Origin of the sequence: Oceanisphaera submarina, from assembly GCF_046521305.1 — a bacterium.
In the GTDB taxonomy this organism is placed as follows: domain Bacteria; phylum Pseudomonadota; class Gammaproteobacteria; order Enterobacterales; family Aeromonadaceae; genus Oceanimonas; species Oceanimonas submarina.
The window spans coordinates 32,020-55,895 of record NZ_JBKGFN010000007.1 but is presented as its reverse complement, the minus strand read 5'-3'; the positions used below and the strand labels follow the sequence as shown (position 1 = coordinate 55,895).

The window sequence follows — 23,876 nt, the reverse complement described above, 5'->3', positions numbered from 1 at the left end:
CATCCCTGGCATTTCACGGTCGTGGTAGTCGTTCTCTGTTGCCTCTTCTTGAGTACCGAGTTGCCCGCAGACAGTGCCAACAGGCGACTCTGCAACATCAAGGAGGGCAAAGGGATCTGCTTCACCGACCATCACATGACAGGGACGTCATGTGCTGAGCGTCACAAGGATGTGCTTGTTCGGGTCGGTGGAGCGGACCCTTTGTCCGAGATTGGCATGACCGTAAAAAGATCGAATGTTTAATGCGATCGGTATTAATCATGCTCTTCCCAGTCTCGTGCACGAGTCACCGCCTTCTGCCAGCCATGATAGAGGAGGGCCCGGGTATCCTGGTTCATCCGGGGCTTGAATGTCTTGTCTTCTGCGAGTGTGGCGGCCAGTTGCCCTGTGTTCTGCCACAGGCCCACCGCCAGCCCGGCGAGAAAGGCGGCCCCCATGGCGGTGGTTTCGGTTTGCCGGGGGCGTACTACCCGGGTGCTGATCATGTCTGCCTGAAACTGCATCAGAAAGTCGTTGGCCACGGCGCCGCCGTCTACCTTGAGCGCGGAAAGTACAAGCCCGGCATCTTCCTGCATGGCGTCCAGCACGTCGCGACTCTGATAGGCAATGGCTTCCAGGGCGGCGCGAATGATGTGGTTGCGGTTGCTGCCCCGGGTCAGGCCGACCAGGGTGCCGCGGGCATAGGGATCCCAATAGGGGGCGCCGAGGCCCACGAAAGCGGGCACCAGATACACGCCGTTGTTGTCTGCCACCTTGTCGGCGAAGTAGCCGGAGTCTTGCGCCTCGCGGAGCAGGCCCAGCTCGTCGCGCAGCCACTGAATAATGGCGCCGGCCATGAATACCGAGCCTTCCAGCGCATAGTTCACTTCCCCCCGGGCGCCGATCGCCAGGGTGGTGAGCAGGCCGTGGCGGGAGCTGACTTTTTGCTGGCCGGTGTTCATCAGCAGAAAGCAGCCGGTGCCGTAGGTGTTCTTGGCCATGCCCTTGTTGAAGCACAGCTGGCCAAACAGCGCGGCCTGCTGGTCGCCGGCGATACCGGCAATGGGGATCTCGCCTTTGGCACCCAGCCGGGCCTGGCCGTAGATTTCACTGGAGGACTTTACCTCGGGCAGCATGGCGGCGGGAATGTCCAGCACCTCCAGCAGGTGCCGGTCCCATTGCAGGTTATTGATGTTGAACAGCATGGTACGGGAGGCGTTGGTGTAGTCGGTGACGTGCACCCGGCCTTCGGTCAGCTTCCAGACCAGCCAGGTATCTATGGTGCCGAACAGCAGCTCGCCGTTGTTGGCCTGCTCACGGGCACCCTCCACGTTGTCCAGAATCCACTTGAGCTTGGTGCCGGAAAAATAGGCATCCAGCACCAGGCCGGTGTTTTCCTGCACGTAGTCGGTGAGGCCTTGGGCTTTCAGCTGTTCGCAGAGCTCGGCGGTACGACGACACTGCCAGACGATGGCGTTGTAAACCGGCTTGCCGGTGGTTTTGTTCCACACCACGGTCGTTTCACGCTGGTTGGTGATGCCGATGGCGGCAATCTGCTCGGGAGCTATGCCGGTTTTGGCCAGCACTTCGGTCAGGGTGGCGCGCTGGGTGGCCCAGATTTCCATGGGATCGTGTTCGACCCAGCCGGCGTGAGGGTAGATCTGGGCAAAATCCCGCTGGGCCAGGCCCTGAATCCGGGCGGCTTCATCGAAGATAATGGCGCGAGACGAGGTGGTGCCCTGATCCAGGGCCACCACATAGCGTTTGGCGTGTGCCTGTTTGGCATGTGGCATGGGGGCGATCTCCTTATCGAATCATCATGGCAGTGTGAGCCGTCGCGGCATCTTTATCGTACCCAGCCGACGCATTGTTTGGGCAGAACGGGGCGAAAGGGCGTGCGTGGCCCGGCGGAGATGGCACCGGCCTTGTCGTTCAGCCAGCTGGCAAGCTCGCGGCCGCAGCCGGTGCCGGCGGGCACCTGTGCCTGAGGCTCACACAGGGTATCGCCCTTCGGGCAGTGCAGCCGGACATGAACATGGCTGGAATGGCCAAACCAGGGCCGCAGTTTACCCAGCCAGTCGGCCTCGCCGTATGTCCGGCACATGGCTTTCTTGATCAGCGGATGCACGAAAATACGGCTGACCCGTTCGTCCTGTGCCGCCAGGGCGATCAGCCGGCGCTGTGGGTCGCGAAAATGACGACTCAGAATATAGTAGCGATGATCCACCATATCGACCGCCTTGATGCGTTCCAGCCGATGGGGGCTGGGATCATCGGGGGGCGGGCGCAGCCAGATATCCGCATCCAGGCCGGTCTGGTGGCTGCGATGGCCATATTCGAAGGGGCCACCGCGCTTCATGGCAATATCGGCGACCAGCATCGGCGGTAATTGGGCCTGTCGGGCCTTGAGGCCCAGATTCTGCAGATACTCGATCAGCGGCGGCTGGCCATAGAAACGTTCACGGGCGCTTCTGATCACATAAAAACCGGGCCCGGAGGCGGGCAGGGCCCGGGCGTTAAGCTGGCAACCGGCGGCATAACCACCGATGGCCTGGGCCCATACCAGGGAAGGCAGCCATAACAATAATCCGAACCCGAACCGTCTGATCATTTCAGTGCTCTCCCGAGTGGTCACATGACACCATTATTTATGGTTGCGGTTTTTTTTGCTAGGGTTGTGCCCCTTTTGACCGATGGAATACAAAAATGACAGTGCAGCGCTTATCCCTGCCACAGGTACTTGAACAACCGCTGGAGTTTGTGCTGAGCCCCCCGGCCGGGCGTTTTTACCTGACGCATGCACTGGTATTACTGGCCAGCCTGACGGCGGTGGGGGTGTCGCTGTGGGATGCACAAACCGGTTTTGGCCTGATCCACTGGGTTGGTATCATATTCGGCGGCACTGTCTTGCTGCTGAGCCTGTGGCCGGCCAGTTGGAGCCGGCAGCGACTGATCAACCTGGCGTTCGATGACGAGCGTCTGTATCTGGTGAACGGCGTCGCCAAGCAGGCGATGGCCGTGCCGCGCGAACGGGTGCGGGCGGTCAACAAGGGCAAGCTGCCCGGTCACGACGGCGCCATTATCGCCTTTACCCTGGATCTGGCGCTGAACGAGCAGGAACTGGCACAAGTGCACGACACCCTGGGTACCCAGGCGGAAGCACGATTCAAGCTCGATGAAGACTGTTATCGCTTCGGCTTCGTCGGCAACTGGCAAAATCGGCGTCAGTTGCTGGCAGCCATCTCGGTGCTGGCGCCCGCCATCCCCACCCCCGTCGCCGTGGCGGACGAGGATGATGATGAGTGGGACGATTGAATCCGGCTTGTTGTAGCTACCACTGCAGTCGGCAGGGCTAGACAACAAGCCGGTACAATCACAGCGTCATGCCTACAGGGCCCGAGTCGGCTGTGGGGTTGTATCGCATGGGTGCTTAAGCAGACGACTCGGCGGGCACAAAGAGGCAACAGGGTTGTCTCTTTGTGCTAACAGTTAGCGCAGATAGGGGTTGTGCCGGCGCTCAAAGCCGAAGGTGCTTTCCGGACCGTGGCCGGGTACGAAGGTGATATCGTCGCCCAGCGGCAGCAGGGTGGTGAGAATGGCGTCGATCAGGGTGGCATGGTCGCCGCGCGGGAAGTCGCTGCGACCCACGCCGCCGTTGAACAGCACGTCCCCCACAAAGGCCAGCCGCTGGGCCTTGTGCACAAAGACCACATGGCCCGGGGTGTGGCCGGGGCAGTGATAGACGTCCAGTTGCTCGTTGCCCACGGTCACGGTGTCGCCCTGCTTTAGCCAGCGGTCGGGGGTGAAGGCGGTGACGGGGTCAAAACCGAACATCTGCACCTGCTGTGCCAGGCCCTCTATCCAGAAGGCATCGTCCAGCCCCGGTCCCGTTATCGGCACGCCCGTTTTGGCGACCAGTTCGCCGGTGGCGCCCACATGATCCAGATGGCCGTGGGTCAGCAGTATGGACTCCAGCGTCAGCTCGCGCTCGGCAATGGCCGCCAGTAGCCGCTCGGTTTCGCCGCCCGGATCGACAAGCGCCGCCTTGTTGGTGGCGCTGCACCACACCAGGCTGCAGTTTTGGGCGAAGGGGGTCACCGGCAGTGTGATTCTGTTTAGCATCTGTTCATGGTTCCTTTAACATAATGCGCATCAAGACGCAGTCTGTGCCTCTGGCCGGTTGGCCAGCCACTCGGCCAGCTCGTCGGCCTCGCCACGCTTGATGATACGATCTTCCTTATCGACCTGATGCCGGCGATAGATGGGATCGTAATAACGGCCGAGCAGCTCGGCGATCCACTCCTGATGACCGTCGCTGCCAAAGCCCTGTTGCTGTTGATGAACGGCATCGGTCATCTGCTGTGACAATCGGCGCCAGTCCCGGTCGCCCAGTCGTTTGTACAGCCGCTTGAGGCTGTCTTGCAGGTAGGCTTCCAGCCGTTCCATGTCGTCGTTGAAGTGGCGCTGCATCAGGTCCACATAATCGTACTGGATCTGGCGTACTCGCTGCTCGAAGGGCACTTCCAGCAGCAGAATGGGCGTGTGCTGCATGCGCTGATACAGGCTCTTAGGTAGCGGACAGCGGCCAATCATGGCGCTTTCGTCTTCTACCAGCCAGCTGCCGATACCGGCCCTGCGCTGCTTGAGCCGGGCGATGGCCAGCCGGTTCTCGAAGTCGATGGGTGTGGGCTGGGGCTCGCCCCAGTGGCCGAAGCTGGAGCCGCGATGATAGGCGTAAGCTTCCAGATCCAGCGCCAGCGGGGTGCGGGCCAGCCAGTCGGTTTTGCCGCTGCCGGTCAGGCCCGACAGCACGAAGCCCGGCTGTTCGAAGCCGGTTTCAATTTCCTGCAACAGATGACGACGCAGCGCCTTGTAACCGCCTTCTACCCGGGTCACCGGGCGACCGGCGTCCTGCAGCCACTGCTGTACCGTCTGGCTACGCAGTCCGCCGCGAAAACAATAGATGACGCCATTGGGATTTTCACTCAGCCAGTTGAGCCAGCCCTGCAGCCGTTGCTCGCGGCGTTCACCCGCCACCAGTTGGTGACCCAGCTCGATGGCCGCCGCCTGGCCCTGCTGTTTGTAACAGGTGCCGACCCGGGTACGCTCCTCGTCACTCATCAGCGGCAGATTGCAGGCCAGGGGAAAGGCGCCCTCGATAAACTCCACCGGGGCGCGCAAGTCCAGCAGAGGAATGTCATCACCCAGCAACTGATCATAATCGGCAATCAGCTCGCTCATGTTACTCACCCGATCACCTCGATACAATGCTCGCCGGCCGGGGTCAGCTCGCCGATGGGGGAGAGATGCAGTTCGTGTTTGGCGGCCAGATTCAGGAAGGCGTCGACCGAGTCGGGCCGCACCGCCACCAGCAGGCCACCGCTGGTCTGGGGGTCGCACAGAATGTGTTGCTGGCGGGTGCTCAGCGGCGCCAGCTTGTGGCCGTAGGCATCCAGGTTGCGCAGGGTGCCGCCGGGTACGGCACCGGCCTGCAGATAATGGTCGACGGCGGGCAGCAGCGGAATGGCATCCATCTGCAGCCGGGCGCTGACATCGGCGCCTTCGCACACTTCCACCAGATGACCCATGAGGCCGAAACCGGTGACATCGGTCATGGCGCTCACGCCTGCGAGCGTCGCGAAGTCCTGCCCCGGCTTGTTGAGCAGACACATGGTTTCGGCGGCCAGGGTGGCGTGTTCGTCGAGCAGGACGCCTTTTTTCTGGGCGGTGGACAGAATGCCGATGCCGAGCGGCTTGGTCAGAAACAGCAGGTCACCGGCGGCGGCGGTGTCGTTGCGCTTGACCTGGTCGAGCGCAATCCGGCCGGTAACCGCCAGTCCGAAGATGGGCTCGGGCGCATCTATGCTGTGGCCACCGGCCAGCGAGATACCGGCGTCGTGACAGGCTTGACGGCCACCGTCGATTACCTGTTGGGCCACTTCCGGCGCCAGCAGCTTGACCGGCCAGCCGAGAATGGCGATAGCCACGATGGGAGTACCGCCCATGGCGTAGATGTCGCTGATGGCGTTGGTGGCGGCGATGCGGCCGAAGGTGAAGGGGTCGTCCACTATCGGCATGAAGAAGTCGGTGGTGGAGATGACGCCCATGCCGTTGCCAATGTCGACCACGGCGGCATCGTCCCGGCTGTCGTTACCAACCACCAGGCTCGGGTCGGTGAAGCGGGGCAGCTGGCTGTGCAGTATGGTGTCGAGCACTTTGGGGGAGATTTTGCAGCCGCAGCCGGCGCCGTGGCTGTATTGGGTCAGGCGAATAGGTTCCACTTGGGCTTCCTTGGAGTCACTAACGGAAAGGCGATATGTTACTCCTATTCGCTCGGGTTCGCATCCGTTGGGCGGCTAGGGATAAGCTTTGGAGTGGAGTTCTTGAGCACCGAGTTGTCCGACCTGTACAGAGCAACCAAATAGATCAGTTATCTAATCAGTTTGGTATGACTCTTTGCCCGACATTGGTACAAAAATGAAATAGATCATTTGTTTAATGGAAGCGATATAACAGAAAAAGCCGGCTCAGTTATGAGCCGGCTTTTTGCATTCAGCAGGATGATGGCGCCTTTACCAGGCTCGTACCACCAGTCCTTTCAGGTAGTGGCCTTCCGGGTAGGCGGTGCCGATGGGGTGGTCGGCGGCCTGATTCAGGCGCTCCAGGATCTGGGCATCGCGGCCTGCATCCAGGGCGGCGTCGGCGACGATTTTCTGGAACAGATCCTGAGTCATCAGACCGGAGCAGGAAAAGGTAAGCAGCACGCCGCCGGCATTGAGCAGCTGAAAGGCCAGCATATTGATGTCTTTATAACCACGGCAGGCGCCGTTGAGCTGGGCCTTGCTCTCGGCGAACTTCGGCGGATCCAGCACTATCACGTCGAAACGCTGGCCCTGATCCCGGTATTCACGCAACAGCTTGAACACATCGGCCTGTTCGAAGCGGGCCCGGCTCAGGTCCAGCTGGTTTAGCTCGACGTTCTGTTTCGCCAGCGCCAGCGCGGACTCGGACATGTCTACGTTGACTACTTCGTTGGCGCCGCCCTTGAGCGCGTAAACGCCGAAGGTGCCGGTGTAGCTGAAGCAGTTGAGTACTCGCTTGTTTTCGCAATAACGGGCGGCTATGCGGCGGTTATCGCGCTGATCCAGATAGAATCCGGTCTTGTGACCCTGTTCCACGTCGACCAGGATGCGCACGCCGTCATTTTCTTCGATCACTACCGGTTGGGTCGGCATGGAGCCGGCCAGCAGGCCCTTGCGCTCTTTCAGACCTTCTTTCTTGCGTACCGCCACGTCGGAACGTTCATAGATACAGGTATCCGGATACAGGGTGGTCAGCGCCTGGACGATGGCGGTGCGCCAGCGCTCGGCACCGGTGCTCAGTAGTTGACAGACCACTACATCGGCGTACACATCTATGGTGACGCCGGGCAGACCGTCGGACTCGGCGGCACAGAGACGGTAGCCGGTAAGGCCCTGCTCGGCAATCATCGGCTGGCGGCTGGCCTTGGCCCGCTCCAGACGGCGCAGAAAAAACGCCTCGTCGACCGCTTCATTTTGATCGAAGGTCCATATCCGAGCGCGGATCTGGGACTGGGGTGAATAGAAACCCCGCCCGAGCCACTGGCCCTTCTGGCTCAGGATCTCGACGGTATCACCGGCATTGGGCTGACCCTGTACCTTGTCGACGGCCCGGGAAAACACCCAGGGGTGACGGCGCAGAAGGGACTTTTCACGTCCGGCGATAAGGGTAATGGAGGTGGTCATAGGCTGGGCTGCTAACTGGAAAAGGGGCATAATTCTAGGGGGGTACGGAATAAAACACAAACGGGGAGCGAGCAAGATGACTGAAATCGCAAAAATAATCCGGGTCAGTGGCACTGTGCAGGGGGTGAGCTTTCGCTTTTACACCCAGTGCGAGGCGGAAAAGCTGGGTGTGCGAGGCTATGCCCGCAACCTGCCGGACGGACGAGTGGAAGTGTTTGCCGAAGGTGAGGCGGCCAGGGTACGGCAATTGGTGAACTGGCTGCGGCAAGGGCCCGACACCGCCGTGGTGGACGGCATCACCGAGGAAGACGTGGCCCCGGCAGGGCACCATGGCTTCGAGACCGGTTGAGCACCGTGCATCCGTAGGTGCCCATTTATGCGGCGCAAACCAGCATATGAATCGGTGTGCTCAGAAACGGCACCGAATCTGATAGCCCTGCGCTGTCTGATCCAACCGTTAAAGCGGCGGCTACAACAATTGCAAGCTTGTCCGTCTCATAGGGGTCAATCTATTGGACCGCCGTGCCATCCTGTCACTCCATTGGTCGAATAAATTCGCTCCTACAAAAGACGGCATCTGTTGTTCCATACGTACAAAAAAGCCCGGCATCGCCGGGCTTTTTTAATCATCGAGCAAATCAGACTTTCATTTTGGCATCCAGCTCTTCGATTCTGGCTTTCCAGATGGCGGGGCCGGCAACGTGGGCGTTGTTGCCTTCGCTGTCTACCGCGACGGTAACCGGCATGTCTTCCACTTCAAATTCGTAGATGGCTTCCATGCCCAGGTCTTCAAACGCCAGCACCTTGGCCTTTTTCACCGCCTTGGCCACCAGGTAGGCGGCGCCACCTACGGCCATCAGGTAAACCGCCTTGTGCTGTTGAATGGAGTTGACGGTGGCCGGGCCACGCTCGGCCTTGCCGACCATGCCCATCAGACCGGCCTGTTCCAGCATCATGTCGGTGAACTTGTCCATGCGGGTAGAGGTGGTGGGGCCGGCGGGGCCGACCGCTTCGTTACCGATGGCGTCCACCGGACCCACGTAATAGATGAAACGATCCTTGAAATCGACCGGCAGTGGTTCGCCGTTGTTGAGCATTTCCTGAATACGCTTGTGGGCGGCGTCGCGACCGGTAAGCAGCTTGCCGGACAGCAAGACGGTTTCGCCCATCTTCCACTCGGCAATGTCGGCGCGGGTGACGGTGTCCAGGTTGACCCGGCGCACGTTTTCGCCCACTTCCCAGGTGACTTCCGGCCAGTCTTCCAGCTTCGGCGGGGTCAGCTCGGCGGGGCCTGAGCCGTCCAGATGAAAATGTACGTGACGGGTGGCGGCGCAGTTGGGGATCATCACCACCGGCTTGGAGGCGGCGTGAGTGGGGGCGGACTTGATCTTGATGTCCACCACCGTAGTCAGACCGCCCAGGCCCTGGGCACCAATGCCGAGTTTGTTGGCTTTCTCGAAGATTTCCAGACGCAGTTTTTCTTCGGTGGTGTCGGCGCCGCGTTCGATCAGCTCGTGAATGTCGACCGGATCCATCAGCGATTCCTTGGCCAGCACGGCGGCCTTTTCGGCGGTGCCGCCGATGCCGATGCCGAGCATGCCCGGCGGGCACCAGCCGGCACCCATGGTGGGCAGGGTCTTCAGTACCCATTCCACGATGTCGTCGGACGGGTTGAGCATCACCATCTTGGACTTGTTCTCGGAGCCGCCACCCTTGGCGGCGATGGCCACTTCAACCTCATCACCGGCTACCATGTCGATGTGCACCACGGCGGGGGCATTGTCTTTGGTGTTGATACGGCGACCGGCGGGGTCGGCCACTATGCTGGCACGCAGGGGGTTATCGGGATTGTTGTAGGCGCGACGCACCCCTTCATCCACCATTTCCTGCACCGTCATGTCGCTGTCCCACTGCACCTGCATTCCGATTTTCACGAAACAGGTGACGATGCCGGTGTCCTGGCACAAAGGGCGGTGGCCTTCGGCGGACATGCGCGAGTTGATCAGGATCTGGGCGATGGCGTCTTTGGCGGCCTGGCTCTGCTCTTTGTTGTAGGCTTTTTCCAGCGCCTGCACGAAGTCCAGCGGATGGTAATAGGAGATGTATTGCAGCGCATCGGCAACGGAGTCGATAAAGTCCTGCTTCTTGATAATGCTCATGGCTTCCTCTGAGTTGGCGGGCATAGCTCTGTATTGTTATAAGTGTCGCTATGATACGCTTGGCGGCCCCCGGCTGGCCAGCCTGAGCGCCAGACGAGATGCCAAAACTGTCGAGTGGATTACATTAATGGGATTGCCTTTGCACATTCACAGCCAGCCGTTTTCCGGCTCGGTGCATGATTTCTTTTCTCCTATCGCCGAGCTGCCCTGGGCCATGCTGCTGGAGTCTGCCGCACCAATCGGCAGCGACAGCCGTTTTCACATCATCAGCGCCCAACCGCTGGCCACCCTGGTGACCCGCGGCGAAGAAACGGTGATCGATCATCAAGACGGGTCCGTTATTTCCACGGATTCTCCTTTCGCCCTGCTCAAAGACTGGCAGCGGCAATTGCTGGGCGAAGTGACGCTACCGGCGTCTTATCAACATCTGCCCTTTGCCGGCGGCGCCCTGGGTTTATTTTGTTACGATTTGGGCCGGCGGCTGGAGCGACTGCCGACGCTGGCCATCAACGAGCTGGCGACCCCGGACATGGCGGTGGGTATTTTCGACTGGGCCTGGGTCATCGATCGGGAACAGGGTCTGGCCCATCTGCTGGTGCCGGGTGACGAGGCGGCACTGGCGGCACGGCTGGATTGGTGGCAGGCACAGCAAGCGCCAATACCGGAATCCTTTCACCTGACTGGTGTCTGGCAGGCCAACAAGACGGCGGCCGAGTACGAAACCAGTTTCGATCGGGTACAGCAGTATCTGCAGGCCGGTGACTGTTATCAGATAAACCTGACCATGCGGTTTACTGCGCCCTTCAGCGGCGATGCCTGGCAGGCCTACCGCCATTTGAGCGAGCACAACCGTGCGCCCTTTTCCGCTTTTCTGCACCTGCCCGACAGCCGGGTGCTGAGCCTGTCGCCGGAGCGTTTTATCGCCCTCGACGGACGGCGGGTCGAAACCAAGCCCATCAAGGGTACCCGGCCCCGTGGCGTCTTTGCAGCCGAAGATCGGCAACTGGCGCAGGAGCTGAGTGAGGCACCCAAGGACAGGGCCGAAAACCTGATGATAGTGGACCTGCTGCGCAACGATATCGGGCGGGTCTGTGTGCCGGGCACGGTCAAGGTGCCGTCGCTGTTTGCCATCGAGTCGTTCCCTGCCGTGCATCATCTGGTGTCGACCATTACCGGCGAGTTGGCGGAGGGGCTGGATGGCAGCGAGCTGCTGGCGGCCACCTTTCCGGGCGGCTCCATCACCGGCGCGCCCAAGGTACGGGCCATGGAGATCATCGAAGAGCTGGAGCCGCACCGGCGCCACGGCTATTGCGGCAGCATCGGCTATCTCAGCGCCCACGGCCGCATGGATACCAGCATCACCATTCGCACCCTGTTGGCGGAGCAGAACCGGCTTTATTGCTGGGCCGGCGGCGGTGTGGTGGCCGACTCACAGGTCGAGGCGGAATATCAGGAGCTGTTCGACAAGCTGGGCAAGATACTGCCGGTGCTGGCAGCGTTATGACGTTGGAGGAGTTGGAAACCCGCATCAAGCTGCTGCCGCCCAGGCCGGATCCGCATCTGCCGGATCACGCCTATCCGGCGGCGGTGTTGATGCCCTTGCTGCAGGCGGAGCAGGGAGTGGAACTGGTATTGACCCGTCGCAGCCGCCATCTGCGCCAGCATCCGGGGCAGGTCAGCTTTCCCGGTGGGCGGGCGGACAGCACAGACCCCAGCCTGTGGCACACGGCGCTGCGTGAAAGCTGGGAGGAGATAGGTCTGGCGCCCGGACGGTGCCGCCAGCTGGCACGATTGCGGGCCCAGTACACGGTGTCGGGGTTTGCGCTGACGCCCTTCGTCGGGGTGATTGAAGGGCAGCCGGAGTTTGTGCTTAATCCGGCAGAAGTAGAGGAGCTGTTTCGGGTACCGCTGGACTATGCGCTGGACTTGCGTCATCACCATCTGTTTACCCTGCGCCGCAAGGGCCACTGGCACCGGGTGGTGTTCATTCGCTGGCATGGGATCTGGATCTGGGGTATTACCGCCGCCGTTATTCATCAGCTTGCCCGACAGATCGCCCGCTGACGGGCGATCACCATCACAAATACGGCGTCGGCGTTCCTGCCGTTGTTAAAAAGTTGTTGGGTCTTCTCTCAAATAATTCTACAATCATTCAATAATAGTTGAGTGATTCGGTTCAACCTTGCTTGAGCCCTGTTAATCCCGGTTGTATTTTGTAACCTCAGTGCGTTTTGGAGTCTTGCCATGATCAGCGTTTTCGATATGTTCAGTATTGGTATCGGCCCGTCCTCTTCCCATACCGTAGGGCCGATGCGGGCGGCGCATGACTTTGTAGAAGCCATGGCACAGCAGGACATTCTGACCCGGACCAGCCGGGTAGAAGTAGAATTGTTCGGCTCGCTGGGCCAGACCGGCATCGGCCACGGTACCGGCAAGGCGGTGATCCTGGGGCTGGGCGGTTTCGATCCGGAAACGGTGGACGTGGACATGATCCCGGGCTTTCTGGAACGGGTCGAGTCCAGCCAGGAAATACTGCTCAACCAGAGCCATCCGGCGGCGTTTCCCCGTAGCGGTGCCATCGTCTTTCACCGCCGTAAAACCCTGCCACTGCACAGCAACGGCATGACCTGCCGTGCCTTCGAAGGCGAGCAACTGCTGTATGAACAGTCCTACTATTCCATCGGTGGCGGTTTTATCGTCAAGGCGGAGGAGTTCGCCGACACCAAGGCCAGCGCCGCGGCCCAGTCCAGCGCCAAACCGGCACCTTTTCCCTTCAAGAGCGGTGATCAGTTGTTACAGTTGTGTCGTGAAAACGGCATGTCCATCAGCAGCCTGATGATGGCCAACGAAAAGGTCAACCGCAGCGAAGAAGAAATCATAGAGGGGCTGCGCAAGCTGTGGGACGTGATGAAGTCCAGCGTGAAACGCGGCTGCAAGACCGAAGGCATTCTGCCCGGCGGCCTCAAGGTTCGCCGCCGTGCGCCATCCTTGATGCGTCGTTTGAACAGTGAGTCCCAGTACAACAAGGATCCGCTGAGCGTGATGGAGTGGGTGGACTTGTTTGCGATGGCGGTAAACGAAGAGAATGCCGCCGGTGGTCGGGTGGTGACGGCGCCGACCAACGGTGCCGCGGGCATCATTCCGGCGGTGCTGCATTACTACGACAAGTTCGTGCAGCCGGTGGATGACGACGTGCTGGTGCAGTATTTTCTGACCGCTGCCGCCATCGGTATTCTGTACAAGGAAAATGCGTCCATCTCCGGTGCCGAAGTGGGCTGTCAGGGCGAGGTGGGCGTAGCTTGCTCCATGGCGGCAGCGGCATTGACCGCGGTGGTGGGCGGCACCATAGAGCACGTGGAAAACGCCGCCGAAATCGGCATGGAGCATAATCTGGGGTTAACCTGTGACCCGGTGGGTGGCCTGGTACAGGTGCCCTGTATCGAACGTAACGCCATGGGCTCGGTCAAGGCCATCAACGCCAGCCGCCTGGCCCTGCGTGGCGACGGCGAGCACAAGGTGTCTTTGGACAAGGTGATCAAGACCATGCGCGAAACCGGCATGGACATGAAAACCAAGTACAAGGAAACCGCCCGCGGTGGCCTGGCGGTCAACATCATCGAATGTTGATGCCCTGTGCCAGGGTATGAAGTCAGCAAGCCCGGCCATGCCGGGCTTTTTGTTGCGTATGGCAGAGTTATGCCTGCTGTTGGTCGTCACTCCGCGCAGGAGGGAGTCCAGTGCCTGGCGGGGCTGTTTGGACTGACTGAACCAAACCGGGTGATTGGGTTTCCGCCTACGCGGGAATGACAATCCGGCCTGTCATCAACAAAAAGCCCGGTCAGGACCGGGCTTTTTCTCGTTGCAGCCAACTGCTGGCGATTTTACTTGATCCGCATGCCGGGCTGGGCACCGTCCTGGGGCTCGAGGATCCACAGATCCTTGCCACCGGGGCCGGCGGCCAGCACCATGCCTTCACTCAGCCCGAAGCGCATCTTGCGCGGGGCCAGGTTGGCGACCATGACGGTGAGCTTGCCTTCCAGATCTTCAGGAGCGTAGGCGGACTTGATACCGGCGAATACCTGGCGGGTTTCGCCCCCCAGATCCAGCTCTAACCGCAGCAGCTTCTCGGCCTTGGGCACGGCTTCGGCCTTTTTGATCAGTGCCACGCGCAGATCAACCTTGGCGAAGTCGTCGAAGCTGATGGTGTCACCGATGGGATCCTCGGCCAACGGGCCGGTAATCTGCTTGACCTGGGCCTGCTCGGCGGCCAGATCTTCTTTGGAGGCGTCGACCATGGCGGCCACCTTGTCGGCGTCGATGCGGCTGAACAGGGCGTTGAACTTGTTGACGCCATGGGCGAGCAGCGGCTCGTTGACGGCATTCCAGCTCAGTTCGCAGTCGAGGAACGCCTCGGCACGTTCGGTCAGCTTGGGCATTACCGGCTTGAGATAGGTCATCAATACCCGGAACAGGTTCAGACCCATGGAGCACACGGCCTGCAATTCGGCGTCTTTGCCTTCCTGCTTGGCCAGCACCCAGGGGGCCTTGTCATCCACATAGCGGTTGGCCTTGTCGGCCAGCGCCATGATTTCACGAATGGCACGGCCGAATTCACGCTGCTCGTAAGACTGACCGATGCGCTCGGCGGCGGCGGAAAACTCGGCATACAGCTCGGGCCCGGCGCATTCGGCAGCCAGTTGGCCATCAAAGCGCTTGGCAATAAAGCCGGCGTTGCGCGAGGCCAGGTTGACCAGCTTGTTGACCACATCGCTGTTTACCCGGGCCACGAAATCATCCAGGTTCAGGTCCAGATCGTCGATGCGGCTGGACAGCTTGGCGGCGTAGTAATAACGCAGGCACTCGGGATCCAGGTGGTTGAGGTAGGTGTCGGCCTTGATGAAGGTGCCCTTGGACTTGGACATCTTGGCGCCGTTCACCGTCACATAACCGTGTACGAAGATGTTGGTCGGCTTGCGGAAGTCGCTGCCTTCAAGCATGGCGGGCCAGAACAGGCTGTGGAAGTAGACGATATCCTTGCCGATAAAGTGATACAGCTCGGTGCTGCTGTCTTTGTTCCAGTATTCGTCGAAGCTCAGATCGCCCCGCTTGTCGCAATAGTTCTTGAACGATCCCATGTAACCGATGGGAGCATCCAGCCACACATAGAAGTACTTGCCCGGGGCGCCGGGAATTTCAAAGCCGAAGTAGGGCGCATCGCGGGTAATGTCCCACTGGTGCAGGCCGGACTCGAACCATTCTTCCAGCTTGTTGGCCATTTCTTCCTGCAGGGCGCCGGAACGGGTCCAGGCCTTGAGCATGCCGTCAAACTGGGGCAGGTCGAAGAAGAAGTGCTCGGTGTCTTTCATCACAGGGGTAGCGCCGGACACCGCCGAACGCGGGTCAATCAGCTCGGCCGGGCTGTAGGTGGCGCCGCACACTTCGCAGTTGTCGCCGTACTGATCTTCGGCCTTGCAGCTGGGGCAGGTGCCCTTGACGAAACGGTCCGGCAGAAACATGTTCTGCTCCGGATCATAAAGCTGGGAAATGGTGCGGTTCTCGATAAAGCCGTTGCTCTTGAGGCGCCCGTAGATCAGCTCGGCAAAGTCGCGATTTTCTTTGCTGTGAGTCGAGTGATAGTTGTCGAAGCCGATGTTGAAGCGGTCGAAGTCGGCTTTATGCTCCTGCTGCACGGCGGCAATCATCTGCTCGGGATCCACGCCCAGCTGCTGGGCCTTGAGCATGATGGGAGTGCCGTGTGCGTCGTCGGCGCAGATAAAATGAACCTGATGGCCACGCATTCGCTGATAACGAACCCAGATATCGGCCTGAATGTGCTCCAGCATATGGCCAAGGTGAATAGAACCGTTGGCATAGGGCAGGGCGCAGGTGACAAGTATCTTACGAGGTTCGGTAGCCATAATTTCCATTCTGTTGAGTCAATGACACGGGACAGAGCATGTTACCCGAGTTTTTTTCGGTTATACACACTTTGGCGGCTTTTTCCGGCCCAAATGGCCCGGGCCGTAACCGTGCCGCTGCCTGGCACCGGAATATGGCCGACATACATTCGACTTTATACGACATAAGGCCGGCAAAGCCGCATATCGCCTCGGCCCGACGTTTCGCCGCTGCAGGCTTTTTGGTAGAGTGCAGAACAGATTCATCAGCAGGCAATTCAGCATGAATAATGAACAGATTAGTGCCCGGCTGGCCCGGTTTCGGCCCCCGCACTGGGCGCAGGATCCGGTGAGTGCCGGTTTTGTCCGTAGTGTGACGCTGGAGCAAGAGGTTCTGGTGATCTCGCTGGTACTGCCCTTCGTCGATTACCGGCTGGAAGGCGAGTTGCAAACCCTGGACGCCGACCTGTGTCGGCTGAGTGGCGCCCGCGCGGTGCGCTGGCAATTGAGCCATGATGTAGCGACCCTGGCGCAAGCCAACGATGCCCAGGCTGTGCCCGGGGTACGTAATATCATCGCGGTGTCGTCCGGCAAGGGTGGGGTGGGCAAGTCCACGACAACGGTGAACCTGGCGCTGGCGCTGAGTCGTCTCGGTGCCCGGGTGGGCATACTGGATGCGGATGTGTACGGGCCTTCCATTCCGATGATGCTGGGGGTGAGCGACGCCCGGCCTGAAAGCGACGATGGCAAGACCATGGCACCGGTGCTGGCGCACGGTATCAAGGCCAACAGCATCGGCTTTCTGGTCGGGGCCGATGATGCCACCGTGTGGCGCGGCCCCATGGCGAGCAAGGCGCTGGCGCAGATATTGCGTGAAACCCGCTGGGGCGATCTCGATTACCTGGTAGTGGATCTGCCGCCGGGCACCGGTGATATTCAAATCACCATGGCCCAGCAGGTGCCGACTACCGGTGCCCTGGTGGTGACCACGCCCCAAAACGTGGCGCTGGCCGATGCCATCAAGGGCATCAGCATGTTTCGGAAGGTCAGCATTCCGGTTCTGGGGGTGGTGGAGAACATGAGCTATCACCGGTGCAGCCAGTGTGATCACAAGGAATTCCTGTTTGGTGAAGGCGGCGGCCAGCGGGTATCAGACGAACATCAGGTGCCCCTGCTCGGACAGTTACCGCTGGATATGCGTATCTGCCGGCATATGGACAAGGGCACCCCTACTCTGATCGTCGAGCCCGACGGGACTCTGGCCCTGGAATATCTGACTATTGCCGCCCGGGTGGCCGCCGGCCTGTATTTTAGTGGTAACACCATTCCCACCCGCCTTTATACCCGGCAGGTTTAATCGCATTACTGCCACGCAGGCGTGTCGTTCGCGGCGCCAGACGGCAAGGGCCGTCGCTGCCGTGGTGGGTTCAACATTGAGTTAAGGAGTTTTCATGCGTCTTTGTGACCGGGATATCAAGCGTTATCTGGCCGAGGGTCTTATCCAGATCAGCCCGGCTCCGGATCCCGATCGGATCAGCGGCGTCAGCGTCGATGTGCTGCTGGGCAACGAATTTAGAGTGTTTCAGGACCACACCGCGCCCTATATCGAACTGAGCGGGCCCAGCGCTCAGGTGTCCGAAGCCATCAACCGGGTCATGAGTGACGAAATTGTCATCCCCGATGGTGAAGCTTTCTTCCTGCATCCGGGTGAGCTGGCGCTGGCGGTAACACTTGAATCTGTCACCCTGCCCGATAATATCGTCGGCTGGCTGGACGGTCGTTCTTCCCTGGCGCGGCTCGGGCTTATGGTGCACGTCACGGCGCACCGTATCGATCCGGGCTGGTCCGGGCGCATCGTGCTGGAATTCTACAACAGCGGCAAACTGCCGTTGGCGCTGCGCCCGAAGATGGTAATTGGCGCGCTCAATTTCGAAACCATGTCCGGCCCGGCCGAGCGGCCCTACATGAGCCGTGCCAGCGCCAAGTACAAGTCGCAGCAAGGCGCGGATGCCAGCCGTATCAATCAGGACTGACACCGATTTGATTCAATCTCTGCCCGGTTCGTCATCCTGGGGAACGTCAGGATCTTTCCGCAAAAAGATACCGGGTCAAGCCCGGTATGACAGCTAAAGACGTCACTCCGGCGAAGGCCATGGCGTCACACGCAGCAAAGCAGATTGCTATTCAACGTACAAAACGGGAAAACAATAATGAAAAAACTACTCTACGGCGTGGCGGCGTTGCTGCTGTTATTGCTGCTGGCGCTGGTGATTCTAACCCAGGTGGTCGACACCGACAGGGTCAAACGGGTGTTGATTGAACAGACCCGGGAAAAAACCGGCCGTACCCTGGTGATCAACGGTGATCTGAGTTGGCGCTTTTTCCCCTCCATCGGTTTTACCCTCGACGATACCGCCTTGCTTAACCCGCCCGGTTTTGCCGCGGGTAACACCCTGTCTGTCGGTGAAATCAGCCTGGATGTGGCACTGAAGCCGCTGTTCGATAACCGGCTCGAGATCGGCGAAGCGGTGCTGGGCAAGGCGCGTCTGCATCTGATCACCCGCGCCGATGGGGTAACTAATATCGATGATTTGCGCAGCCTGTCTGCCGCCACCGACCCGGACAAGAATACGGATGCCGCCGCCGAGCCTGGCAGCGCCGACGAGTCTCGTCAGCCGATGAATATCAGCCTGGATGGTGTGCGGGTGGTGGATGCCGAAATAGTGGTGCAGAACCAGGTCAGCAATACCCTGACGCGTCTGAACCGGGTGAATTTCACTCTCGACGAGTTTGCCCCCGGCAAGGCGGTGCCTCTGAGTCTGTCCGGTAATCTGTTCAGTGACGAGATCCAGGCCAACATCGATGCCACCGGTCAGCTATGGTTGGCACCGGAATTCGATCGCCTGCGGCTGGATGAACTGACACTGGATGTCGACGCCACCGGTCGCGCGATTCCCGGTACCAAGCAACTGCGGTTGCAGGGCAACCTGAACTACAATCTCGAGCGCAAACTGGCCGAGTTCAGTGACATGACTGTGAAGCTGGGCTCTCTGGATGCGACCGGGGAGCTGTCGGTGCGCCATATCTCGACTCCCGAGCTGGGCTTCAATCTGAACACGCCGCTGTTGGATGTGGATGCACTGCAGGCCGAATGGCGAACCACGCCGGCCTCTGCCGTCGATCAGGCGGTAGCCAGCGCAGCGGCTCCGGCACCTACGCTGCCTTCTTCCATTGCTGCCAGCGAGCCGGATTTGTCTGCACTCAAGGGCATCAAGGTCGAAGGCCGGCTGGCCGCCGACAAGGTGCTGGCGCAGGGGATTGAACTGGAACAGCTCACCATCAAGGTCAAGATCGATCAGGGCAAGGTGAAGCTGAACCAGATACAGGCGCAATTGTACGAAGGCAAGATTGAGGCCAGCGGTGAGCTGGACGTCAATGCACAGCCGGCTCGTTTTCGGGTGCAGAAGACGCTGAGCGGGGTCAATGCCCGTGATCTATTGAGCGCGGCGGCGGGCATCGACTATCTGGAGGGGCGGGCAGACCTGTCTTTTGACCTGAGTGGTACCGGCCTGACCGCCGATGCCATCAAGCGCAGCGTAAAGGGGAGTACCGCACTGACGGTGGCCGACGGCGCCCTGAACGGGGTGAATATAGCGGCGCTGATCCGTCGGGCACACGCCAGGGTGAAGGGACTGCCGCTGCCGGCAGAAGACGCGGTCGAAAAAACCGACTTCAGCGCCCTGACGGCGGATTTTGCCATCGCCAAAGGCAAGGTGAGCACCGATAATCTGCACATGGCGTCGCCCTTGTTGCGCATCAATGGCGAGGGGGAAACCAACCTGCTCGAGGAGTCGCTCGATGTATTGTTCAACACTGCCATTGTTGGCAGCCTCAAGGGCCAGGACGGTGAAGAGTTGAGCGAGCTCAAGAACATAGTACTGCCGGTGCGCATCGGCGGCAGCTACCAGGATCCGAAATACAGCCTGGATCTGCAGCAGATATTCGATCTCTATCTGCGCGACAAGGCCGACAAGGAAGCCGAGCGGGTCAAGCGCAAGCTTAACGAAAAGCTGGGCGACAAACTGGGCGATAAACTGCCGGGCCTGCTCGATAAACTGGGTCTGTAACCGACAACTGCCATCGCTTTGCTCTGCGCTCACGTCCCCGTGGGCCTCTGTCTGGCTTAAAGCGATGGTTTATTTACGCCTTCTGCCTGATGTCTTCCTTTCACCGTCCTTTCTTTTGTGAATCTCGCCAGCGATCGTCTCGCCGTATGGTTGTGTTTAATCTGTCACTTGCTCAGAATGTTTGATAGCCCCTTGAAAGATAGTTGTGCGTAATGATAGAACCGGGTCCAACATGTCTGAATCAAGGGAGCATCCAGTGAGCAATAAAAACCAACCTAGCGTGTTGATGGTCTGCATGGGCAACATCTGTCGCTCGCCAACCGCCGAGGCGGTGTTACGTCAGTTGGCGGCCCGGGATGGTGTTGCCGTCGACATCGACTCCGCGGGCACCCTCGGTTACCACAGCGGGGCGGCACCTGACAGTCGGGCTCGTGCGGCGGGCGAGAGCAGGGGCTATGACTTCAGTGGTATCAGTGCCCGAGAGGTGACGGCCGAGGACTTTGTTCACTTTGATCTTGTTTTGGTGGCTGATCGCAGTAATTTGGCTGATCTGCAGGCTCGTTGTCCGTCCGAGCATCAACACAAGCTCAGGCTGTTGCTGAGCTATGCGGACGTACCGGAGCAGGAAGTGCCGGATCCCTATTATGGTGGCGAGCAGGGTTTTGAACGAGTATTGGATTTGATTGAATCGGCTTGTGAGGGTTTGCTGGCGCAGTTAAAGAAGTCTTGATAACAGAAACAGCAGGCAAATAAAAAGGCTCCCGAAGGAGCCTTTTTAGTGGAGTCAGGTTACTCCGGTTTGGTCATGGGTGCCGAGGCGGTGTTGCGTGCGGCGACACTACCGGCCTTACGGCCGCTGGTGGCAATGGCCTGACGCTGCAGCGGCGGATATTCCGGCTTAACGTAATCCGGCTGTTCCACTACCGTCGGTTTGACCATGGGGGCTGACGCCTGGCGTGCACGCGAGTAAAGGCCGGAGGCAGCGGCGACCTTGGGCGCTTCGGCTTTGGCCTTGGGCGCTTCGGCTGCGGCCTTGGGCGCTTCGGCTTCGGCCTTGGGCGCTTTGGCTTCGGCCTTGGGCGCTTTGGCTTCGGTCTTGGGCGCTTTGGCTTCGGCCTTGGGCGCTTTGGCTGCGGCCTTGGGCGCTTCGGCTTCGGGCGCTACGGCTTCGGGCGCTACGGCTGCAGGCTTGGGCGCTTCGGCTTCGACCTCGGGCGTTTCGGCTGTGGCCTCGGGCGCTACGGCTTCGGCCTTGGGCGCTACGGCTTCGGCCTCGGGCGCTTCGGCTGCAGGCTTGGGCGCTTCGGCTGCAGGCTTGGGCGCTTCGGCTGCAGGCTTGGGCGCTTCGGCTTCGACCTTGGATGCTTGCTGCTGCGGCGCGGCGGGGGTCTGTTCGGCTACCACAGGACGGGCTTCAACTTTGGCCGGGGCGGCTTCAATATCAGCCGTTTCGGGGGCAACCCACTTTTCTTCACCCTGAGCGGCGATCAAGGCCGCGATGCTGTCCTGGCGACGCTGACGACGACTGTCTTCATTGATGCGTTTGCGCTTGGGCATGGTGCCACCACGCTGATGATGAGAGGCCTGCTTTTCGGTACCTTCGGTGGCCTTTACTGCGGCGGTCGGGGCCTTGGGCTGGCGTTCTGCCTGTTCGGTGGTGGCATCAGCCGGGCGGGCTTCGCTGCCAATACGCACCTGTTTACGCATCTTGCGACGCTGACGGCGCTCGGCGATGGCCTGCTCTTTCTGCTCGCTTTCCAGAGCCGGTTGCTGCTGAGGCTGTTGTTGCTGCGATTGTTGCTGCGGCTGTGGTGCCGGGGTTGGCACCAGCTCGACGGCGGCGGTCTCTTTCTGCTGCTGCTGTTGCTGCGGCTCGCGGCGCGGTTTACGACGTTCACGACGCGGTCTGTCGGTTTTGGTCTCGCTCTGAGGTTGTGACTGGGTGTCGGCAGCGGCCGGGGCGGCCTTGTTGCTGCGGTCTTCATCCCGCGGTCTGCGGTTGTTACGTGTATTGCGGCGCTCACCACGTTCACGGCGCTCGTTATTGCGATCCTGGTTGCGATCGTTGTTGCGTGCCTGGCGGGTCGGCTTGTCGACCGGCGTCGGCGCCGCTGCCTGCTGAGGCTCGGCAGAACCCTTGAACCAGTTGGCCAGGGCGCAGAACATGCGGCTCAGGATGCCGGGTTCGGCGGAAACGGCAACGGGAGCGGCGGCTTCGGTTTTAGTCGCAACCGCGGCAGGGGCAGGGGCCTGAGCCGGAGCGGTAAAACCCTGCAGCGCCGGTTGTTCGCTCCTGGCTGCAGCCTGACCCTGACGGGGGCTGTAGGTCGGCTTTTCGACGGTGGTTTTCAGCGCAAAGCTGGAGACATTATCTTCATCACCGCTGCGAACCCGGGCCACGTCGAAGTGTGGCGTTTCCAGCTGTTCGTTGGGGATGATGTAAATCTCTACCTTGTAGCGATTTTCCAGCCCGGCAATGGACTTGCGTTTTTCGTTGAGCAGATAGGCGGCCACGTCGACCGGCACCTGGGCATGAATTTGCCCGGTGTTGTCTTTCAGCGCTTCTTCTTCAATCAGGCGTAGTATGGCCAGTGCCAGCGATTCGTTGTCGCGGATGGTGCCCTGGCCCAGACAGCGGGGGCACACATGGGTGCTGGACTCGCCGAGGGAAGGACGCAGGCGTTGACGAGACATTTCCAGCAGACCGAAACGGGAGATGCGGCCCAGCTGGATGCGGGCTCTGTCCTGGCGTACCGCATCGCGCAGGCGGTTTTCCACCTCGCGCTGGTGGCGCACCGGTGTCATGTCGATGAAGTCGATCACCACCAGGCCACCCAGGTCACGCAGACGCAGCTGACGGGCGATTTCTTCCGCCGCTTCCAGGTTGGTCTGCAGTGCGGTTTCCTCGATATCGCCGCCCTTGGTGGCGCGAGAGGAGTTGATGTCGATGCTGGTCAGTGCTTCGGTCGGATCGATAACGATGCTGCCGCCGGAGGGCAGACGCACTTCCCGCTGAAAGGCCGATTCGATCTGGCTTTCGATCTGGTAGTGGCTGAACATGGGCACGTCGCCCTCGTACAGCTTGACCCGGTTGACGAAGTCGGGGCGAACCAGCTCTATATGTTGCTTGGCGCGTTCAAAAATCACCGGGTTGTCAATCAGGATTTCGCCGATATCACGACGCAGGTAGTCACGGATGGCGCGCACGATGACGTTGCTTTCCTGATGGATCAGGAAAGGGGCGCTACCACCTTCTGCAGCTTCCTGAATGGCGGACCAGTGAGTCTGCAGTACGTGCAGATCCCACTCCAGCTCTTCGCCGGATTTGCCGACACCGGCGGTACGTACGATAAGACCCATGCCGTCGGGCAGCTTGAGGTGCGCCAGGGCTTCCTTGAGCTCGGTACGCTCGTCACCCTCGATACGGCGGGAGATACCACCGGCGCGAGGATTATTGGGCATCAGTACCAGATAGGAGCCGGCCAGGCTGATAAAGGTGGTGAGGGCGGCACCTTTGTTACCACGCTCTTCTTTATCGATTTGAACGATAACTTCCTGACCTTCCTTGACCACTTCCTTGATATTGGGGCGACCCTGATAGCTATAACCGGCGGGAAAGTAGTTGCGGGCGATTTCCTTGAGGGGCAGAAAACCGTGACGGTCGGCGCCGTAGTCGACGAAGGCGGCTTCCAGGCTGGGTTCAACCCGGGTGATTTTGCCTTTATAGATGTTGGCTTTCTTTTGTTCGTGACCGGGGCTTTCGATATCCAGGTCGTATAGTTTTTGCCCATCCACCAGGGCTACACGCAACTCTTCTTCCTGGGTTGCGTTGATTAGCATTCTTTTCATTGAAGACTCTTTTATAAAGTTTTTACTGTTTCGACAGTGTTGGTATCCCCGGGTACACCGTGTTATTCCGACTGACACCGGCCTCGAGTCTGTGAGCGT

At 60.2% G+C, this 23,876-nt stretch carries 18 protein-coding genes; 9 read left to right on the top strand and 9 right to left on the bottom strand.

Going from position 1 to position 23,876, the window contains the following annotated elements:
- Positions 1 to 254: 254 nt before the first annotated feature.
- Together glpK and mepA are read right to left on the bottom strand one after the other, a co-directional pair.
- On the bottom strand, positions 255 to 1,772 hold the full coding sequence (gene glpK / locus ACLEIV_RS08625; protein ID WP_410456247.1) for a glycerol kinase GlpK: 1,518 nt from the start codon (positions 1,770 to 1,772) through the stop codon (positions 255 to 257).
- Positions 1,773 to 1,825: 53 nt separating this feature from the next.
- Positions 1,826 to 2,590: a penicillin-insensitive murein endopeptidase gene (gene mepA, locus ACLEIV_RS08620; protein ID WP_410456246.1), complete on the bottom strand. Its 765-nt coding sequence runs from the start codon at positions 2,588 to 2,590 to the stop codon at positions 1,826 to 1,828.
- Positions 2,591 to 2,685: 95 nt separating this feature from the next.
- Between mepA and ACLEIV_RS08615 the strand changes: the two genes are divergently transcribed.
- A complete protein-coding gene (locus ACLEIV_RS08615) occupies positions 2,686 to 3,294 on the top strand; it encodes a hypothetical protein (protein ID WP_410456245.1) in 609 nt (202 codons plus the stop codon).
- A 174-nt stretch (positions 3,295 to 3,468) separates the two neighbouring features.
- On the opposite strand, the gene ACLEIV_RS08610 is transcribed toward ACLEIV_RS08615, so the two are convergent.
- The 4 genes from ACLEIV_RS08610 to ACLEIV_RS08595 form a co-directional block, all read right to left on the bottom strand.
- The gene (locus ACLEIV_RS08610) at positions 3,469 to 4,101 is read right to left on the bottom strand and encodes an MBL fold metallo-hydrolase (RefSeq protein ID WP_410456244.1); all 633 of its coding nucleotides are present in this window, start codon (positions 4,099 to 4,101) and stop codon (positions 3,469 to 3,471) included.
- Positions 4,102 to 4,131: 30 nt separating this feature from the next.
- Entirely contained in the window at positions 4,132 to 5,220 is a 1,089-nt protein-coding gene (gene mnmH, locus ACLEIV_RS08605) for a tRNA 2-selenouridine(34) synthase MnmH (protein WP_410456243.1), read from the bottom strand.
- 5 nt (positions 5,221 to 5,225) lie between these two features.
- Complete coding sequence (gene selD, locus ACLEIV_RS08600) at positions 5,226 to 6,260, bottom strand: selenide, water dikinase SelD (RefSeq protein ID WP_410456242.1); 1,035 nt, start codon at positions 6,258 to 6,260, stop codon at positions 5,226 to 5,228.
- A 291-nt stretch (positions 6,261 to 6,551) separates the two neighbouring features.
- On the bottom strand, positions 6,552 to 7,745 hold the full coding sequence (locus ACLEIV_RS08595; protein WP_410456241.1) for a class I SAM-dependent methyltransferase: 1,194 nt from the start codon (positions 7,743 to 7,745) through the stop codon (positions 6,552 to 6,554).
- A 76-nt stretch (positions 7,746 to 7,821) separates the two neighbouring features.
- On the opposite strand from ACLEIV_RS08595, the gene yccX reads away from it, so the two are divergent.
- Positions 7,822 to 8,094 (top strand): acylphosphatase, encoded by a 273-nt coding sequence (gene yccX / locus ACLEIV_RS08590; protein ID WP_410456240.1) that lies wholly within the window; start codon positions 7,822 to 7,824, stop codon positions 8,092 to 8,094.
- Between the two features lie 289 nt (positions 8,095 to 8,383).
- Here yccX and ACLEIV_RS08585 read toward each other — a convergent pair whose 3' ends face one another.
- Positions 8,384 to 9,904: a fumarate hydratase gene (locus ACLEIV_RS08585; protein WP_410456239.1), complete on the bottom strand. Its 1,521-nt coding sequence runs from the start codon at positions 9,902 to 9,904 to the stop codon at positions 8,384 to 8,386.
- 127 nt (positions 9,905 to 10,031) lie between these two features.
- On the opposite strand from ACLEIV_RS08585, the gene pabB reads away from it, so the two are divergent.
- From pabB to ACLEIV_RS08570, 3 genes are all read left to right on the top strand, one after another.
- Complete coding sequence (gene pabB / locus ACLEIV_RS08580) at positions 10,032 to 11,408, top strand: aminodeoxychorismate synthase component I (RefSeq protein WP_410456238.1); 1,377 nt, start codon at positions 10,032 to 10,034, stop codon at positions 11,406 to 11,408.
- On the top strand, positions 11,405 to 11,968 hold the full coding sequence (locus ACLEIV_RS08575; RefSeq protein ID WP_410456237.1) for a CoA pyrophosphatase: 564 nt from the start codon (positions 11,405 to 11,407) through the stop codon (positions 11,966 to 11,968). The genes pabB and ACLEIV_RS08575 overlap by 4 nt, the downstream gene beginning before the upstream one ends.
- 180 nt (positions 11,969 to 12,148) lie before the next feature.
- A complete protein-coding gene (locus tag ACLEIV_RS08570) occupies positions 12,149 to 13,531 on the top strand; it encodes an L-serine ammonia-lyase (protein WP_410456236.1) in 1,383 nt (460 codons plus the stop codon).
- Between the two features lie 254 nt (positions 13,532 to 13,785).
- On the opposite strand, the gene metG is transcribed toward ACLEIV_RS08570, so the two are convergent.
- On the bottom strand, positions 13,786 to 15,822 hold the full coding sequence (gene metG / locus ACLEIV_RS08565) for a methionine--tRNA ligase (protein ID WP_410456235.1): 2,037 nt from the start codon (positions 15,820 to 15,822) through the stop codon (positions 13,786 to 13,788).
- A 262-nt stretch (positions 15,823 to 16,084) separates the two neighbouring features.
- On the opposite strand from metG, the gene apbC reads away from it, so the two are divergent.
- The 4 genes from apbC to ACLEIV_RS08545 all read left to right on the top strand — a co-directional run bounded on the left by apbC (position 16,085) and on the right by ACLEIV_RS08545 (position 20,658).
- Positions 16,085 to 17,158, top strand: coding sequence for an iron-sulfur cluster carrier protein ApbC (gene apbC, locus ACLEIV_RS08560; RefSeq protein WP_410456234.1), 1,074 nt, complete (start codon positions 16,085 to 16,087; stop codon positions 17,156 to 17,158).
- Positions 17,159 to 17,252: 94 nt separating this feature from the next.
- Entirely contained in the window at positions 17,253 to 17,834 is a 582-nt protein-coding gene (dcd, locus tag ACLEIV_RS08555) for a dCTP deaminase (RefSeq protein WP_410456233.1), read from the top strand.
- A 177-nt stretch (positions 17,835 to 18,011) separates the two neighbouring features.
- A complete protein-coding gene (locus ACLEIV_RS08550; RefSeq protein ID WP_410456232.1) occupies positions 18,012 to 19,928 on the top strand; it encodes an AsmA family protein in 1,917 nt (638 codons plus the stop codon).
- Positions 19,929 to 20,184: 256 nt separating this feature from the next.
- A complete protein-coding gene (locus ACLEIV_RS08545) occupies positions 20,185 to 20,658 on the top strand; it encodes a low molecular weight protein-tyrosine-phosphatase (RefSeq protein WP_410456231.1) in 474 nt (157 codons plus the stop codon).
- Between the two features lie 59 nt (positions 20,659 to 20,717).
- Here the strand turns inward: ACLEIV_RS08545 and rne are convergent, their stop codons facing one another.
- A complete protein-coding gene (gene rne / locus ACLEIV_RS08540) occupies positions 20,718 to 23,777 on the bottom strand; it encodes a ribonuclease E (protein ID WP_410456230.1) in 3,060 nt (1,019 codons plus the stop codon).
- Positions 23,778 to 23,876 lie beyond the last annotated feature (99 nt).

Bases quoted from the DNA above. Each gene is read 5' to 3' on its own strand.
- glpK (WP_410456247.1), bottom strand. From the start codon at position 1,772: ATGCCACATGCCAAACAGGCACACGCCAAACGCTATGTGGTGGCCCTG.
- mepA (WP_410456246.1), bottom strand. From the start codon at position 2,590: ATGATCAGACGGTTCGGGTTCGGATTATTGTTATGGCTGCCTTCCCTG.
- ACLEIV_RS08615 (WP_410456245.1), top strand. From the start codon at position 2,686: ATGACAGTGCAGCGCTTATCCCTGCCACAGGTACTTGAACAACCGCTG.
- ACLEIV_RS08610 (WP_410456244.1), bottom strand. From the start codon at position 4,101: ATGCTAAACAGAATCACACTGCCGGTGACCCCCTTCGCCCAAAACTGC.
- mnmH (WP_410456243.1), bottom strand. From the start codon at position 5,220: ATGAGCGAGCTGATTGCCGATTATGATCAGTTGCTGGGTGATGACATT.
- ACLEIV_RS08595 (WP_410456241.1), bottom strand. From the start codon at position 7,745: ATGACCACCTCCATTACCCTTATCGCCGGACGTGAAAAGTCCCTTCTG.
- yccX (WP_410456240.1), top strand. From the start codon at position 7,822: ATGACTGAAATCGCAAAAATAATCCGGGTCAGTGGCACTGTGCAGGGG.
- ACLEIV_RS08585 (WP_410456239.1), bottom strand. From the start codon at position 9,904: ATGAGCATTATCAAGAAGCAGGACTTTATCGACTCCGTTGCCGATGCG.
- pabB (WP_410456238.1), top strand. From the start codon at position 10,032: ATGGGATTGCCTTTGCACATTCACAGCCAGCCGTTTTCCGGCTCGGTG.
- ACLEIV_RS08575 (WP_410456237.1), top strand. From the start codon at position 11,405: ATGACGTTGGAGGAGTTGGAAACCCGCATCAAGCTGCTGCCGCCCAGG.
- ACLEIV_RS08570 (WP_410456236.1), top strand. From the start codon at position 12,149: ATGATCAGCGTTTTCGATATGTTCAGTATTGGTATCGGCCCGTCCTCT.
- metG (WP_410456235.1), bottom strand. From the start codon at position 15,822: ATGGCTACCGAACCTCGTAAGATACTTGTCACCTGCGCCCTGCCCTAT.
- apbC (WP_410456234.1), top strand. From the start codon at position 16,085: ATGAATAATGAACAGATTAGTGCCCGGCTGGCCCGGTTTCGGCCCCCG.
- dcd (WP_410456233.1), top strand. From the start codon at position 17,253: ATGCGTCTTTGTGACCGGGATATCAAGCGTTATCTGGCCGAGGGTCTT.
- ACLEIV_RS08550 (WP_410456232.1), top strand. From the start codon at position 18,012: ATGAAAAAACTACTCTACGGCGTGGCGGCGTTGCTGCTGTTATTGCTG.
- rne (WP_410456230.1), bottom strand. From the start codon at position 23,777: ATGAAAAGAATGCTAATCAACGCAACCCAGGAAGAAGAGTTGCGTGTA.